Source organism: Enterococcus sp. DIV0802b (assembly GCF_050543535.1).
Taxonomy (GTDB): domain Bacteria; phylum Bacillota; class Bacilli; order Lactobacillales; family Enterococcaceae; genus Enterococcus_D; species Enterococcus_D entomosocium.
The window spans coordinates 2,916,479-2,932,042 of record NZ_CP172941.1 but is presented as its reverse complement, the minus strand read 5'-3'; the positions used below and the strand labels follow the sequence as shown (position 1 = coordinate 2,932,042).

The window sequence follows — 15,564 nt, the reverse complement described above, 5'->3', positions numbered from 1 at the left end:
ATTCGGTGGTTTTTGTTTACTCTGGCAGTTGTCCTTGTTCAAAGGGTAATTGTTCCAGTTCTTCTGCAGTAAAGAGGAGATCGCCTTCGTCTTCGATAGAAAATGCGTCACCTGCTGCAGATTTTTGATAGGCGCGCGCTTTATTCATATTACGAAGATAAAGATCCTTGTTTGCATTTAATTCTGGTGCAGCTAAATTGTCTTCGCGATTGCTGCGAATGATGATTTTGCTTGTTTGCGTGCCAAAATGAAAACCGTGATAACCCGAAACCATTAATTGGCTGGCATTTTCGCTGCTGTATTCTTTATAACCCGACAGACGGCCCGTTTTTACCATTGGCCGATCGATCGTATAAGTGATCAAGTATTCCGTATCTTCAGGCAGCTGAATCACTTGTCCGGTTTCCTGATTCGTTATCTCAGTGGCAGGCAAGTGGTACTTTTTAATAGAAGTGATCGTTAGGTCTTCTTTTGTGAAAAAGACTGGATCGATCCAAAATCCTGCCAGCAAAATCGTACTTAAGCTAATACTGAGAACAGTCAAAAGGGCGATCAATACGAGGCCAATTCGTTTTCGGTGAGTGGTCAGATTGAGTTCTTGGACCATCTGTTTGTCTTCTTTTAATAAATAGTCCAAGGTCAATTCAAAATAGTTGCTCAGTTTGACTACTTGGTCTAGATCAGGATAGCTCTTGCCGTTTTCCCATTTTGAAATCAGTTGCCGAGTGACAAAAAATTCCTGCGCCAATTGTTCTTGCGTGAGATTTCGTTTGGTGCGTTCTTCTTTAATAATTTTCCCAATATCCATGTGTCTGTTTTGCCTCCATCATTCTTCTTATATATTATAGCAAACTCTTTTCTATGCGAACGAGGATCTATGAAATTAACGATGCAACAAAGGGTAACATCCTTTATTTATCAATGTTTCTACTTGTTGCACTGTCTTTCTATTCTGGAAGCTTTCAGTGCTGGTCATAAAAAGAAAGGTCCAGTAGAGTGAAGTATGTTTGATCAAATTTGACGGAGAAAGGAGAAACGATCGAATGAAGACAAAACACCTTATGGTTCCAATTGGCTATACCCAATTCTTCGCTTCCTTACTGGTGATTCTCGTTCACTGTGGTCGACTGGCAGAAAACAACGGGCTTCATTTTTTGTTAAAGAGTCTCTTATGTCGTTTGGCGGTTCCTTTTTTTCTGCTGCTGAATGGCTATTTTTTTCAAAAGAGCACCTGTTCATGGAAGCAATGGTGCAAACGACAACTCAAGCTTTATTTGCGTTGGTCGATCGTGTACCTTCCCTTAGGTTGGTTTTATTTAGGACAGCAAAATCTTGCCGATCCATTACGGGTCATCGGTTTGGCTGCTGGCTTTTTAACAGTAGGGGTCTGGTACCATCTTTGGTATTTTCCAGCGTTGCTCTTTGGCATGTGGTTAGTAAGGAAAACCCGTTTTCTTGGCTATCGGTGGCAGTTTTTACTGGCGATCAGTTTGTATTTGATTGGCTGTCTTGAAACGTACAGCAGTTATTTAAGTGGACCTTTATTGGTATTTTATCAAAATTATCGGACCCTATTTTTTACAACGAGAAACGGTCTTTTTTATGGGTTTCTTTTTTTGCTGTGCGGGTTTTGTTTAGGTGAACACCAGAAACGTCCTTTTTTCACGAAGCATCTTGGCAGAAAATTCGCGGTCTCTCTTTGCTTATTAGGCATTGAAGGTCGACTGGTGTATCTCAATCAGGGGGACGATAAGAATTTCATGCTGTTCTTTGTGCCGACGACTCTTTTTTTCCTTGCTTGGCTGATCAAGCAGCAACCACAAAAGCGGACTTGGCAAGAAAAACAGACAGCTGAGGCTAGTCGATTGATCTTTCTGAGTCACCCGCTGTTTCTGGAATCCGGGAAAGTCTTTTTTTCACTAGGAGGGTTTCCGTTGTTCTTTTATACGATAGTTTTAACGGGAGCCTTTCTCGGCTTGAGGAAAGTGGGCAGTCATTTCAAATCCTATGCTGTTGGGTTTGCTAAAAAAACAGTTGATGAAAAGAAAAGCGCCTAAAGCATTGCTGCGCCAAGGATAATACCAAATTACGCCTTTTTTAAATAGCAGCAGAGTTCTAAGTTTTTCTTCATTTCAGACCCTAGACGTAGGCTTTGCAAGAAAACCTATAGTACAATAACAGCAGTAAGAGGGAAAAATCCCTGAAAAAGAGATCAACACTTGGAGGATATAGTGATGAAAAAACAGACTCGAAAACCAGCGATGATTTTAGCGACTCTCTTGGTATCTAGCCAAGTTTTATTAGCAGCACCACAAGTTTTTGCTGACGAAACCAATTCAACGACGAGCAGTTCCACTGCAACAAGCAGTTCTACCGCAACGACAGCCACTACCGACAGTCAAACAAGTACCTCTGACAGCAGTTCAGATCGTTTGCAAGTCAATGCTGTGGCGATCGGAAATGCCTTGACGAAAGCACAAGAAGACTACACACTTGAGCGCTTAGGCATCCAAGGCGAAACACCGATTTATACGACAAACGGTAATGACTTGATGAAATACATTCCCGATGGTGGCTTTACCGCAGATTGGGCGGTCTATAGCTCGGTCAGAATGCAGACGCTAGAAAGCGGGGCAGGAATCACTGTCGATATCGCGACACCAGATAACATTACCCGCATCACCGCAGCCCAGTATCAAAATGCGGCGCTGACGGCAGGGATCACTGATGCGAAGCTAACGGTTGCTTCTGCTGTACCGATCGACGGTTCCGGTGCTTTAGCTGGGGTTTACAAAATCGTTGAAGAATCAGGCGGCGTCATCAATCAGAATCGAGTAGCTGTAGCTCAAGATGAGATGGATGTGCTTTCTACGATCACCGAAGAGAACAAAGACAAAGAAGGCTATTCCGATGAAGCTTTGAATGCTGCGCAAGAACAAGCGAAAACCGATTTGGCTGCTCAAACCGCAGATGGTACGGAATTGACTCAAGCAGATATTCAAGAGACAGTAGAAAAAGCCTTGAAGGACAACGGACTTGAAGGAATCGTTACGGAAAATCAAATTTCTGAATTGACTTCTTTGATGAGCGACATGCGAGACAACAATATCTTCGATGACTTCATCAAAGAATTGGATCTGTCAGAAGCTCGCAAGCAAATCGAAGAAACCTCTAAGGGCCTTTGGGAAAATATCAAGAGCTTCTTTAGCGGCATCTGGTCTTCGATCACCGGTGTCTTCGGCAATGACTCAAATGAATCAAATAACAGCAGCGAATCAACGGTTGATTCTGGACAATAAGCATTTTACAAAATAACGTATTTCGCTTGTATTAAGAAAAAAGAGAAGAGCGCAGGGGAAGGAGCAGGGACGCTAGTGCACATCTGAGTGCTAACGATGTCCTCTGCTTTCTTTGCTAAAACAGGAGCAGTCTTTATTAAAAGAGAAGGAGGGCAATCAGATGAATTTTTTAGGCAACGTGATTTGGTTTGTCTTTGGCGGCTTGATCGGTGCGATCTCATGGTTTTTGGCTGGGTGTTTATGGTGTATTACCATCATCGGCATTCCCATTGGTCTGCAATGTTTTAAGTTTGCGACTTTGTCATTAGCACCATTTGGGAAAGACATCGTTTACCGTGGCGGTGGCGTGTCCGTGATTCTCAATATTTTATGGTTGATTTTTTCTGGTATACCACTGGCTTTAGGACATTTAGCTAGCGCAGTCCTTCTAGCCATCACGATCATCGGCATTCCATTTGCGGCGCAATCATTGAAAATGGCGCGCTTAGCGTTGATGCCCTTTGGAGCAGAGATTGTGTCTAGTCGTTATTGATTTACCCCAAAAAATAGTCTTAAAAAACCACATTACAGAGCGGATAGCTTTGTGATGTGGTTTTTTTGCGAATATCAGCAAGAGTAAGGGACAAGATTTTTGGCAGGCTCACCGCAGTTGAATTTCAGAACTGAAAAAGTTGTTAAGAAACCAAAGAAGAGGACAGGAAAAAACACACAAGTTTTTTTGCATATCAACCGTGATTCACAAAAGATTTAGCGAAACACAGAAAAATGTTAAGTTTTTTTCTTCCCTTCTCAGGGTTCTTTGATTTTTGAAATGGAGCGCCGAATTTTGGCAATCGATTGTTGTGCTTTGTCTCGATTAATAAACATTAAGATGACATAGAGGGAATCCATGATGCTCAGTTGAGCGATTCTGGATGCCAATGCCTCTGAGCGAAACTCAGTTTCTTCGGAAATAGAGATGAAAACCACGTCGCCGAGTTTGGCTAAAGGAGAAGCAGCATGGCTAGTAATGACGATAATTTTGGCACCATTGTTTTTGGCAACTTGAGCTAGTTCAATGGTTTCTCTTGATTTTCCAGTATGAGAGATAAAAATGCCGCAATCATCTGGCGTCAACAATGAAGCCTCCATCAGTTGGATGTGATAATCACTGCTGTGGAAAACAGTGATCGGCGAGCGCAAAAATTTGTGATAGGCATCGGTTGCCACGATTTCTGAACCACCAACGCCGAAGAAAAAAAGTCGTTTAGATTTATTGATCATTGCAGCAGCAATCTTTAAATCTTCTTCTTTTAAAAGATTTTTGGTATCAGTCAGTGTGGTCATATTGGAATCAAATACTTTTTGAGCCATAGTCAATTCATTATCAGACTTCTGGATATTTTCATGGATCGAAATGGCAGAAAAATCATTTTCCTGCATCAGCATTGCCATTTTGAAGTCTTTAAATCCGTTGTAACCGAGTTTTTTTGTGAATTGAAAAAAGGTCGAATCAGCGATGCCTAATTCATTGGATAAATCACTGATTGAACTGTGGCTGACTTTACTAGGATTTTCCAAAATGTAGTCGGCAATCGCTTGTTCTTTGAGACTTAAGTCTTTATAAAGCGTTTTTATTTGCAGTCGAATCGAAACAGTCAAAGACGGTTACCTCCTTTATATGAACATTATCATCTTTGTATTGTTACGTTACCTCTTTTAAAGAAAAAAAGCAAATAAAAATTATTTTTATTTTTATTGTTTACAAAAAAATATTTTTTTGTATAATGGAAGTATGAAATGGAGGCGCTATCATGGAGGTAGGAATTATCGGACTTGGAAAAATGGGATTGAACTTAGCCCTCAATTTAAAAGATCAAGGTTATCAAGTAAAAGGGCTGGATCTTTCGGTACATGCGCAGAAAACAGCGCAAGAAGCTGGAATCACACTCTATCAAACGCTAGCTGATTTGACTAATTCCTTTAGCGGCCGACGGATTTTATGGTTGATGCTTCCTGCGGGAACGGTGACTGAGGGGGTTCTTGAAGAACTATGGACCCTTGTATCAGCGAAAGATATCGTGATTGAAGGCGGAAATTCTAATTACAAAGATTCGATTCGCCGAGCAGCCTGGTTTAAAGAAAAAGAGGTGCATTACTTTGATTGTGGGACTTCTGGTGGGGTTTCCGGAGCTAGAAAAGATGCATGTTTGATGATTGGCGGGAATGAGATCGCTTTTTTAGAGGTGGAATCTTTGTTTGCAGATGTGGCTGTTTTAGGAGGCTACCTTTACGCAGGGGAATCAGGAAGCGGTCATTTTCTAAAGATGGTCCATAACGGTATCGAATATGGAATGATGCAAGCGATCGGTGAAGGCTTTCAATTGATTGAACAAAGTGCCTATAACTTTGATTTGGCTTCCGTCGCGGAGGTATGGAATCATGGATCGGTTATTCGCAGCTGGCTGATGGAAATCGCAGCGGCCCAATTTAATGAGAGCCCTAAGTTGGAGGAATATCGCGGGGTTGTTGCAGCTTCTGGTGAAGCTAGGTGGACAGTGGAAACGGCTTTGGAGATGAATGTTGCTGTACCGACGATCGCTATGAGTTTGTTTATGAGAAATTTGTCCCAAGAAGAAGACAGTTTCTCAGCAAAAGTCGTCTCTGCGCTAAGGAATGGTTTTGGTGGTCATGAGATTGTTGCAAAAGAGTAAGGAGGAAGAATATGGAACAGTTTAAGATCGCTATAGTGAATTCCAGCAGCTTTGGAAAAATCTTTCCGCAACATATCGAGCGGTTGAAAGCAATCGGAACTGTCAGTCCTTTCACGTTCGATAGCGAAATCAACGGGAAAGAATTGGCAGAAAAGCTTAAGGGATACAACATCATTATAGCAAGTGTTACCCCATTTTTTACCAAAGAATTTTTTGAGTACAAAGATGAATTGCTACTGATCACACGCCACGGGATCGGCTATAACAATATTGATTTAGAAGCAGCGAAGGACCACCAAACGATTGTTTCGATCATTCCAGCTTTGGTCGAGCGTGATGCAGTAGCAGAAAATAATGTGACCAATCTATTGGCGCTTCTGCGCTGTACAGTTGAATCGAATACAAAAGTCCGCGAAGATCAATGGGAAAAACGAGCGAACTTTGTCGGACGCGCACTATTTAACAAGACAGTAGGCGTGATTGGTGTCGGCAATACTGGAAGTTGTGTAGTAGAAATATTGAGAAATGGTTTCCGCTGCGAGATTTTGGCATACGATCCATATAAGTCCGCTTTGCATATTCAAAGCTATGGCGGAAAAAAAGTCGATCTAGACGAGCTGCTAGCAAAATCAGATATTATTTGTCTATGTGCTAACTTGACGGAGGAAAATTATCATATGATTTCCTTTGAAGAAATTTCAAAAATGAAAGATCAAGTGTATCTCTCCAATAGTGCCCGTGGCGCACTTTTGAATGAAGAGGCAATTGTAAGCGGATTAAAAAGTGGGAAAATCGCTGGTCTTGCCACCGATGTCTTAGAGGAAGAGCCTGGTCATAAAGATCATCCGTATTTAGCTTTTGAAAATATAGTTATGACACCGCATACATCAGCTTATACTATGGAATGCTTAGAAGAGATGGGAAACAAATGTGTAACGGATATTGAACGAATCGTTAAGGGACTGCTGCCAGACCGTGCTGTTCAAGCGGAAAGTCGGTTTTTGGCTGTATAAAGGAGAGTGAAGCTCGTGCTAACGGATTTAAAAGTAAAGGTTGGACCGCAAGTTTATCGTTACCATGAAGGCGCGATCGACTATGTGCCGGAAGTATTAAAAGAGTACAAAGTAAAACGACTGCTGCTCGTACATGGAACGGTTTCATGGGAAAAAGCGAAACCAAAATTACCCTTTTTAGAAGATGCGCATTTGGAAATTTTTTATCATCGCTACACAGGAGAATGTAGCTATTATGGCGCTGGACTGATTGCTGATCTTGTTGAAGAACTGGCGATCGATTTTATTCTGGGGGTTGGTGGCGGGACGTTAGCCGACTTAGTGGGATATGCAGCACATGTAGTCAATCGACCCTTTGGACTGATCCCAACATTGGCCAGTAATTGTGCACCATGGACACCCTTGTCTGTCATGTATAAAGAGTCGGGAGAATCTGAAGGGAAGTCGGAACACTATTTAAGACAGGCTGCTTTTTTGATTACCGATCCGACGTTAGTGATCGATGCACCAGTCTCCTACTTTATCGCCGGTTTAGCAGATACGTTGGCAAAGTGGATTGAATCGGAAGCAATCTTAGCCCAACCACATTTGAAAAATGAGCCTTTCTTGCAAATGGCAGGCTATACAGCAAAATTATGCGAAACAGCTATTTTGACACAATCGAAACAAGCGATTGAAGATATGAAGCGGCAGGAAGTGACAGACGCCTTTTGTCATTTGTCGGAGATCGTTATTGCAGTTGCTGGAATGGTAGGCGGGCTAGGCGATAAATATGCCCGCAATGCAGCGGCGCATGCGATGCATGATGCCATCAGTAAATATCTTCCTGAGAGTCATCGTTTTCTTCACGGGGAAAAGGTTGCCTATGGGATGTTTTATCAATTAGCGCTTGAAGAAAAATGGACGGTCATCGATCAGTTGATCCCCTTTTATCAAGAATTGCACTTACCAATGAGTTTACATCAAATGGGTATTTTTCCTGAAGATGCACAAGTCATTGATAAGTTGGTGCAGTTCATAGATTCAAAAGAAAAAGTACACTTGATTCCAGTCTTAATCACCAAAGAACGCTTGAAAGAAGCTGTTCTTGATTTAGAAAACTATTTGAAAGAAGTTTAGGAGGAGGAAAAATGGATACATTAAGTGTTACACAAAGTTTACTGATTGCGCTATGGGTTGCAGCAGTCATGTCTCGTTGGCTCGGCGGAGGCGCCACACTGACTTTACGTTTTTCACCGTTGATGACGGGATTAGTTGTCGGACTGGTGATGGGAAATGTGCCTCAAGCCATGATCGTCACTGCCGCTTTACAAATGATTTACATGGGGGTATTTTCTCCCGGCGGATCCATGCCGGCGGAACCTTCGATTGCAGCGGCGATTGCCGTACCGGTAGCTTTGCTAGGAAATCTGCAACCAGAAGCAGCGATTGCTGTTGCCGTACCTGTTGGTTTGCTTGGGAGTTATTTATATCAGTTCCGTTTCTTTATCAATACCTTCTTAGGAAAATATACGGATAAAGCAGTGGAAGATCTTAATGACAAAGCAATGACTCGTTCAATAATTTTATACCCAACGCTGGCTTCATTTATTTTATTTGTTCCGCTGGTATTTATTGCACTTTATTTAGGCGCTCCACTGATTGCTGATGTCATCAATGCTCTTGAGGGGACAGTCGTTATCCATATTTTAGAAGTAGTCGGCGGCGGATTGGCAGCGATCGGGATTGCAACTACCGTCTATGTGATCGGTCGAAAAGATTATATGGTCTTTTTCTTCTTGGCCTATTTCATGAGTGTAGTTTTCAGTTCGCTGGAAATTACCATGGTCACCTATGCGATTTTTGGTATTTTGATCGCGTTGATTTTTGTTCAGTCACAAAAAGGAAAATTGGCCCCAGCCCCAGAAACGAATACAGCATCACCATCCTTTGATGATGACGATGACTATGATGACGGGTTCTAATCGATAAGGAGGAGCAGTAATGACCGAAATAATTCAAAAAGCGCAAGGCGCACCGGAAGAAATCACGAAGAAAGATGTCACAAAAGCATACCTAAGATGGCATTTCGCCAATGAGATCCCGCATTCGTTTGAACGGTATTTATCACCATCGCTTTTATACGCCATGATGCCGATTTTGCGCAAACTTTACAAAGACGATGAGGCACTGAAAGCTGCCTACAAACGCCAACTGTTGTTTTTCAATACCCAGCTAAGTTGGGGTGGCGGTGTTATTACTGGGCTGATGTCATCAATGGAACAACAGCGAGCCGAGGAAGAGCATGAGAAAAAAGAGATCTTGATGCAGGATGATCTAATGTACAACACGAAAGCTGGTTTGATGGGTGCTTTAGCAGGAATCGGGGATGCCATCGACTCAGGAACCGTTCAATATATCTTTATTGCGATTGCCGTCCCTTGGGCACAGCAAGGAAGTCCGCTAGGTGCGTTGTTTCCGTTCATTTGCTTTGCACTGTATCAAGTTTCTCTAGGAATGTTTTTTGCCCGCCAAGCGTTCTCAATGGGACGCAACGCAACTGGCTTGATGCAGAGTACAGGTGTTCAAACTGCCATTGAAACACTGTCGGTTCTCGGTTTGTTTATGATGGGGGTTCTGGCTGGAAACTATGTCAAAGTCAGTTCTTCGCTGCAGTTTGATATTTCTGGACGAGAATTTATTATCCAAGATATCCTTGATCAGATTGTACCAGGGATCTTGCCGTTAGCAGTTGTAATGGGCGTCTACTGGTTCTATACAAAGAAAGGATTAAAAGTCACGCAAGCATTGCTATGGCTGACTTTGATTCTGATTATTTTAGCCGGTGTCGGTATTTTATAAGAAAAGGAAGTGTCAAAAATGGGTGTAGTAAATTTAGCACGAGTAGACGAGCGATTGATCCATGGGCAGGTCATGATGACCTTGTCGCAAAAAAGCGGAGTCAACTCGATCTTTGTAGTGGATGAGGTAGTAGCTAAGGATAAGTTCATGCGGGAACTATACAAAAATGCCGGTAGCCGAACAGGGCAAAAAACGATCGTCGTTACACCAGAAAAAGCCAAATTTTACTGGGATGAATACAACTTCAAAGATTACAACTGTATCTTGATCGCCAAAACCGTCAGCGTGATGTACGACTTAGTCAAACATGGCGTGCCGATGAAAGAATTGAACATAGGCGGTATCGCCCAAAAAGATCCTGAAAAGGATCTTCTCGTTACAAAATCTGTTTATTTAAATCAAGCTGATGCGCAAAAACTCAAAGAGATGAATGAAGAATATGGTGTGGAATCAATCTATTTTCAAGCAACGCCATCTGCACCGAAATCAACACTTAAAGATGTGTTGAAGCAGTTCAAGTTATAAGTAGCACACTAATTCATTTATCTCTAAGGAATATTGTGAGGGAAGCTGGGGGATCTCGCAAGGAAAAGAGGTCCTCCAGTGTCAGTAATTTGTGAATAGGAGAATCCGCCATGAATCAAACAGAAACATTTCGTGATTGGCTGTTTCGTTATCGGTATGTCTACCGAGCGCGATCAACGGATAAAAGCAAACAAAGATTTTTGAAGGCACTCATCGCGGATATCATTCCATTTCGCAAAGACCTTCAGGTGATCGAGTATGATCACACGAAAAAAAATGCCTCACGCAATTTGTATGTTGGTGATCTGACTAAAGCAAAACGGATCATCTGCACGTATTATGATACACCGCCAGAGCATTTCGGCGATTACCATTTTTTTGATCGGCAGGAGCAAGGCCGTAAAACAAATCAATTTATTCTGACTGCTTCAGCAGTGATGATTCTTTTAGGGCTGTTGGGAACTTGGCTTTATATCCACTTTGCTTCAGGGAGATTTCCCTTGTTGTCTTGGCAAACAGCACTTTTTGCTTTAGGGGTCGGTGTTTATTTTCTGCTATTAAATCGCGTAAGCCACGGGGCAGGATTTCAGCAAAATCTAACCCGCAATACCTCCTCTATCTTAGCGCTGCTGTCCTTAATCAGTCAAAACAGTCAAACAGCGACGGCCTTCGCATTTCTTGATGAAGGAAGTTACGGAGAACGCGGGTTGGAAGTGTTACGTGATTCAGTAAGGCCGAATGCGAAGATTTATTATTTAGATTCTATTGGTGCCGATGCTCCGATTCGAGCTATCGGCAAGCAATTCAATGAAGGGCAACTGCAGCAGTTGGCGATCGAACACAGTAGTGAAGCAATGGGCAGCATCAACTATCTGTTTTGTGCAGAAAAGCAGCAGGATCAGACGTATGTGCTGCCTAGAAAACAATTAAAGCAAAAAGAGCTGAATCTGAGGAATATGCAAAAAGTTCTTGCGTTATTTGGTTAGGAAGCGAAAAAGGAGGAATAACATTTGTTAGGAATCGTATTGGCAACTCACGGACAGCTGAGTACTGGTTTTAAAGATGCTGCAGAGGTGATCATGGGCAGTGTCGAAAATATTGCGGTCGTTAATTTGAACCACGGAGAGGATATTCAACTTCTGGGAAACAAAATCCATGAAGCGATTCATGAAACAGATCAAGGGGACGGTGTCTTGGTGTTTGCTGATCTATTGAGTGCCAGTCCCTACAATCAGTCGGTTGTTACGATCAATCAATTAGAAGAATCGCTTCAGGAAAAGACGTATGTGATCGGCGGAGTGAATCTACCGATGGTATTAGAAGCAATCAATCACCAATTTTTGGCGACACCGATTGAACAGGCGGTGGCAGCAGTGATCCAGCAAGGAGAAAACAGTGTAGCGCTTTGGCACAATTCTTCAGCAGGTGATAGTAGCGAAGAAACTGATGAGGACGATGATTTTTAAAAACGAAAGGATGACAGCAAATGCAATGGGGGTTTCGATGGTACGGGGAAGGGGATACGATCCCGTTAACGAATATTCGACAAATTCCAGGAATGCACGGCATTGTAGGAACACTTCTAAATAAAATGCCTGGAGATGTCTGGGAGATTTCCGAAATCAACGCACTAAAAGCATCAATTGAAAAAGAGCATCTTTCACTATTAGGGATTGAGAGTGTGGCGATCCACGATGCGATCAAAGCCGGAACAGAGGAACGGGATCACTACATCGATCAATATATTCAAACAATTCGGAATTTAGCAGCTTGTGATGTACATATGATCTGCTATAGCTTCAAACCGATCTTCGGCTGGGCAAAAACAAATCTATTTTATCAAAACGAGGATGGCAGCTTCTCTTTGCTCTATGATCAAGCCGTTGTGGATGATATGGAACCTAGTGAGATGTATACGCTGATCCATAGCCAATCAAAAGGCTTTAAATTGCCAGGCTGGGAAGAAGAACGACTGAAAAAGTTCCAGCGTTTGATGGCAACTTATGAAGGGGTCACTCAAGAGATCCTCTTTGATAACTTAAGCTATTTCTTAAAGCGGATCATTCCTGTGTGTGAAGAAGTAGATGTGAAAATGGCGATCCATCCGGACGATCCACCTTGGGAAATTTTTGGTTTGCCACGGATCACCAAAAATTTAGAGGACTTGAAAAAAATCATGGCCATCGTGGATTCGCCTTATAATGGGGTAACGTTGTGCACCGGTTCGTTAGGTGCCGATCCAGAAAACGACATGGTGGAGATCGTTCATGGCTTAAAAGGCCGCATCAACTTTGTTCATTTTCGCAATGTGTTGTTTATGGGGGAACGCAAATTTAAAGAATCTGCCCATCTTTCCACTGAAGGATCGTTAGATATGTATGCCATTATGAAAGCCTTGGTTGAGGTCGGTTTTGATGGTGTCATCCGTCCTGATCACGGGCGGACGATCTGGGGGGAAGTGGCGATGCCAGGCTATGGTCTGTATGATCGCGCGATTGGTATCAGTTATCTTCAAGGGCTTCATGAATCCGTCTTGAAAGAGCAAATGCAATCGAGGGGAACGAAGGGAGGAGAGAGCGTATGACACTCTATGAACAATTGGCAAAAACAAGGGTGTTGCCTCTTTACACTGCAACAGACCTTACCTATTTGCCAGTAGTAGAATCACTGCTGATTGAGCATGAACTGTATTTTATTGAAGTGACCTTCCGCAGTGACCTTGCTTTAGAAGCGATTGAAAAACTCTCTCAATCGGGCAAATTGATCGTAGGCGCAGGCACGGTCCGCACCTTAGAACAAGCGAAAGCAGCGGTTGAGAAAGGGGCGCGCTTTATTGTTTCCCCTGCTCTTGTACCTGATGTGGTGGAATTTTGTCTTGCCGAAAACATTCCAGTGATTCCAGGGACAGCTACCCCCAATGACATTCAACGGGCAACGGATTATGGCTTATCAGTTGTGAAATTTTTCCCTGCGGATATCTACGGGGGCTTGTCGGCAATCAAAGCCCTCAGTGGTCCGTTTTACGATATTCGATTTGTCCCAACTGGCGGAATCACTCTCGAAAATGTTCAAGACTATTTATCTGATCCGCAAGTATTAGCGGTTGGCGGCTCCTTCATTCTGTCAGAAGCGCTAGTAAAAGAAGGGCGGGAAAAGGCTGACAGCCATTTGGCGCATGTAAAATCATTGCTAAGTTGAGCAGTCAGCTGTATATAAACAAGATGAAGCAATGGGTGCCAAAGGATTTTGGTACCATTGCTTTTTTATTCGCAGAAAAGCAAAGGAGGCCATAGGATGGAGAAGATAAAACTGGTGATTTTTGATATGGACGGTTTGATGTTTGAAACTGGTCGGTTAGCTTACCGCGCCTATTTAAGAGCCGCGGAGGAGTATGATTTTGAAGTTTGCCAAGATGTTTATTATTACCTGACTGGCAGAACGGAAGCAGATATTCGTAAAGGGATGCAGGAACTCTATGGCAGTACGGTACCAACGGATCGGTGGCGAGAAGCGATGAATCGTCAGAAAGAAGTGATTTTAGCTGAAGAAAAACGGGTGTTCAAAAAGCCCGGCCTTCTTGAACTATTGGAAGCATTAAAAAAACAAGATTGCTTGATAGCCGTGGCGTCCTCTTCGTCGAAAGATAAAATCAAGGCGTATTTTGAAATGGAACAGATGCCAGATTGGTTTGATACGGTGGTTTCTGGGGATCAAGTGCGAAAGGGCAAACCTGATCCAGAAATCTTTCTGACAGCATGCCAACAATTAGGCGTAAAGCCTGAAGCAGCCTTGGTATTAGAAGATTCTCTAGCCGGCATAAGAGCCGCAAAACAAGCCAAGATCCCAGCTTTTCTGATTGCGGATGATTTGAGTATTTTGCCAGTCAAGAAAAATGGGAAGTATCCTTTGCTTAAACAGCCAAAACTTGAGCAAGAAGTAGCTGCACAGGTGAAAACTTTTTCTGATCTGACGGAAGTCAGAGACTGGCTAGTCGTGAATCATTTTTCTTGGGCTTGATCGTTATTCCAAGAAGCTTCGATAAAGCAAACGGCATTAAGCAAGAACATACGGTGCTATAAATCAGGCATAGCGTTGCGGAATCGGTAAAACAACAAAGGTTGATTTTGGCAATTGGTTTTTTCCTGCTCATGTCTCTATGAAGAAGGGGAGCGTTAGAACGTTTTTCACTACTTTCTGGGAACGTGGCAAAAGGCTGACTAGAAAAACGAGTAAGATTGTAGCAGCTCACTTTATAGGTAAGTGAAGCTGCTTTTTTGCGCTATTCCTTCAGCAACGAAAAATGAGCATTGTGTGTTAAGCGGTATTCTTTCGGAGTCAGTGAGGTCAAAGCTTTGAAATTTCGATTGAAGGTTCGCACATTTTGAAAGCCAGCCTGTTCTGCTACTTCCGTAATCGGCAAGAGACTATGAGTCAGCAAAAAAGAGGCATGGCGAATTCTTGCTTGATTCAAAAGCCGAGGAAAGGTGCTTTTCAATTTCTCAGTGATCATTCTGGAAACGTAGACGCTACTATAACCGATACTGCTGCTTAGTTTTTCGAGCGTCAGCTCTTCTTTGAAGTGTGACTCGATATAGGCAAGCAGCTGGATCAGGATATCCTCTTGGTTTTTGGCTGGTAGTAAAGTCGTTTGGTGCTCAAAAAGGTAAAGGACTTGATACAGTGCCGATTTTCGTAAATAGAGGGAATCCGTTTCAAATAAAGGATAATACAGCTGATTTGCGACAGACGGATCAATGGTGATAACGGGATCTGACAAAGCGAAATCTTTGGTTTTAGCATAAAAATCTGGAATAAACTCCGGCGAAAAAACCAGAATATGTAGTTGTGATTCCTTAGGGGTTTCGATGGCATGGGTCTGGTAAGGCATGACTAATAACACTTGGCCAGTTGTAAGGACATAGGGACTTTCTTCGATTTTGACAACCGCTTCGCCGTCACTACAAAAAAGCAACTCAAAGGAACGATGAAAATGTTCCATGTAATTAAGCGAGTAGGGATGGTAACTGGAAACGCCTAGGTATTCGCCAAAATGGTATTCTTCTAAAATGGTCACGCAATCTTTCCTCCATTTTTTGTCTATCGATGTGTGGAAATCGTCCTGTGAATGATAGCGATTTCATTTTATAATTATGACAGTTCAGCTGAAGAAAGTAAATAGAACAATGATTAGTG

General features: G+C 42.6%; 17 protein-coding genes. 14 read left to right on the top strand and 3 right to left on the bottom strand.

What is annotated here, in order from left to right; genetic code table 11:
- Positions 1-16: 16 nt before the first annotated feature.
- Positions 17-808 (bottom strand): helix-turn-helix domain-containing protein, encoded by a 792-nt coding sequence (locus IGJ12_RS13685; protein WP_061053219.1) that lies wholly within the window; start codon positions 806-808, stop codon positions 17-19.
- Positions 809-1,043: 235 nt separating this feature from the next.
- Between IGJ12_RS13685 and IGJ12_RS13680 the strand changes: the two genes are divergently transcribed.
- The 3 genes from IGJ12_RS13680 (at position 1,044) to IGJ12_RS13670 (ending at position 3,831) form a co-directional block, all read left to right on the top strand.
- Positions 1,044-2,057: an acyltransferase family protein gene (locus IGJ12_RS13680; protein WP_086298042.1), complete on the top strand. Its 1,014-nt coding sequence runs from the start codon at positions 1,044-1,046 to the stop codon at positions 2,055-2,057.
- Between the two features lie 177 nt (positions 2,058-2,234).
- Complete coding sequence (locus tag IGJ12_RS13675; RefSeq protein ID WP_008380562.1) at positions 2,235-3,299, top strand: DUF1002 domain-containing protein; 1,065 nt, start codon at positions 2,235-2,237, stop codon at positions 3,297-3,299.
- 160 nt (positions 3,300-3,459) lie between these two features.
- On the top strand, positions 3,460-3,831 hold the full coding sequence (locus IGJ12_RS13670; RefSeq protein ID WP_008380564.1) for a YccF domain-containing protein: 372 nt from the start codon (positions 3,460-3,462) through the stop codon (positions 3,829-3,831).
- A 257-nt stretch (positions 3,832-4,088) separates the two neighbouring features.
- Here IGJ12_RS13670 and IGJ12_RS13665 read toward each other — a convergent pair whose 3' ends face one another.
- Complete coding sequence (locus IGJ12_RS13665) at positions 4,089-4,940, bottom strand: MurR/RpiR family transcriptional regulator (protein ID WP_008380566.1); 852 nt, start codon at positions 4,938-4,940, stop codon at positions 4,089-4,091.
- 152 nt (positions 4,941-5,092) lie between these two features.
- Here IGJ12_RS13665 and gnd point away from each other — a divergent pair, with 152 nt between their 5' ends.
- The 11 genes from gnd (at position 5,093) to IGJ12_RS13610 (ending at position 14,388) form a co-directional block, all read left to right on the top strand.
- Complete coding sequence (gnd, locus tag IGJ12_RS13660) at positions 5,093-5,992, top strand: phosphogluconate dehydrogenase (NAD(+)-dependent, decarboxylating) (RefSeq protein WP_008380568.1); 900 nt, start codon at positions 5,093-5,095, stop codon at positions 5,990-5,992.
- Between the two features lie 11 nt (positions 5,993-6,003).
- Positions 6,004-7,005 carry a D-isomer specific 2-hydroxyacid dehydrogenase family protein gene (locus tag IGJ12_RS13655; RefSeq protein WP_016612775.1) on the top strand — a complete coding sequence of 334 codons (1,002 nt, stop codon included), beginning with the start codon at positions 6,004-6,006 and terminating at the stop codon, positions 7,003-7,005.
- 15 nt (positions 7,006-7,020) lie between these two features.
- The gene (locus IGJ12_RS13650; RefSeq protein WP_430619130.1) at positions 7,021-8,124 is read left to right on the top strand and encodes an iron-containing alcohol dehydrogenase family protein; all 1,104 of its coding nucleotides are present in this window, start codon (positions 7,021-7,023) and stop codon (positions 8,122-8,124) included.
- An 11-nt stretch (positions 8,125-8,135) separates the two neighbouring features.
- Entirely contained in the window at positions 8,136-8,969 is an 834-nt protein-coding gene (locus tag IGJ12_RS13645) for a PTS mannose/fructose/sorbose/N-acetylgalactosamine transporter subunit IIC (RefSeq protein ID WP_008380575.1), read from the top strand.
- 19 nt (positions 8,970-8,988) lie between these two features.
- Positions 8,989-9,846, top strand: a complete 858-nt coding sequence (locus IGJ12_RS13640; protein WP_008380577.1) for a PTS system mannose/fructose/sorbose family transporter subunit IID — start codon at positions 8,989-8,991, stop codon at positions 9,844-9,846.
- 18 nt (positions 9,847-9,864) lie between these two features.
- Positions 9,865-10,371, top strand: a complete 507-nt coding sequence (locus IGJ12_RS13635; protein WP_005234049.1) for a PTS system mannose/fructose/N-acetylgalactosamine-transporter subunit IIB — start codon at positions 9,865-9,867, stop codon at positions 10,369-10,371.
- 110 nt (positions 10,372-10,481) lie between these two features.
- Positions 10,482-11,357 (top strand): hypothetical protein, encoded by an 876-nt coding sequence (locus IGJ12_RS13630; protein WP_005234050.1) that lies wholly within the window; start codon positions 10,482-10,484, stop codon positions 11,355-11,357.
- Between the two features lie 24 nt (positions 11,358-11,381).
- Entirely contained in the window at positions 11,382-11,837 is a 456-nt protein-coding gene (locus IGJ12_RS13625) for a PTS sugar transporter subunit IIA (RefSeq protein WP_005234051.1), read from the top strand.
- Positions 11,838-11,857: 20 nt separating this feature from the next.
- The gene (uxuA, locus tag IGJ12_RS13620) at positions 11,858-12,955 is read left to right on the top strand and encodes a mannonate dehydratase (RefSeq protein ID WP_430619129.1); all 1,098 of its coding nucleotides are present in this window, start codon (positions 11,858-11,860) and stop codon (positions 12,953-12,955) included.
- Positions 12,952-13,569, top strand: a complete 618-nt coding sequence (locus tag IGJ12_RS13615; RefSeq protein WP_430619128.1) for a bifunctional 4-hydroxy-2-oxoglutarate aldolase/2-dehydro-3-deoxy-phosphogluconate aldolase — start codon at positions 12,952-12,954, stop codon at positions 13,567-13,569. Before uxuA ends, IGJ12_RS13615 begins: the two co-directional genes overlap by 4 nt.
- Before the next feature lie 96 nt (positions 13,570-13,665).
- Complete coding sequence (locus tag IGJ12_RS13610; protein WP_430619127.1) at positions 13,666-14,388, top strand: HAD family hydrolase; 723 nt, start codon at positions 13,666-13,668, stop codon at positions 14,386-14,388.
- Positions 14,389-14,650: 262 nt separating this feature from the next.
- Here IGJ12_RS13610 and IGJ12_RS13605 read toward each other — a convergent pair whose 3' ends face one another.
- Positions 14,651-15,445 carry an AraC family transcriptional regulator gene (locus IGJ12_RS13605; RefSeq protein ID WP_172634710.1) on the bottom strand — a complete coding sequence of 265 codons (795 nt, stop codon included), beginning with the start codon at positions 15,443-15,445 and terminating at the stop codon, positions 14,651-14,653.
- Between the last annotated feature and the right edge of the window lie 119 nt (positions 15,446-15,564).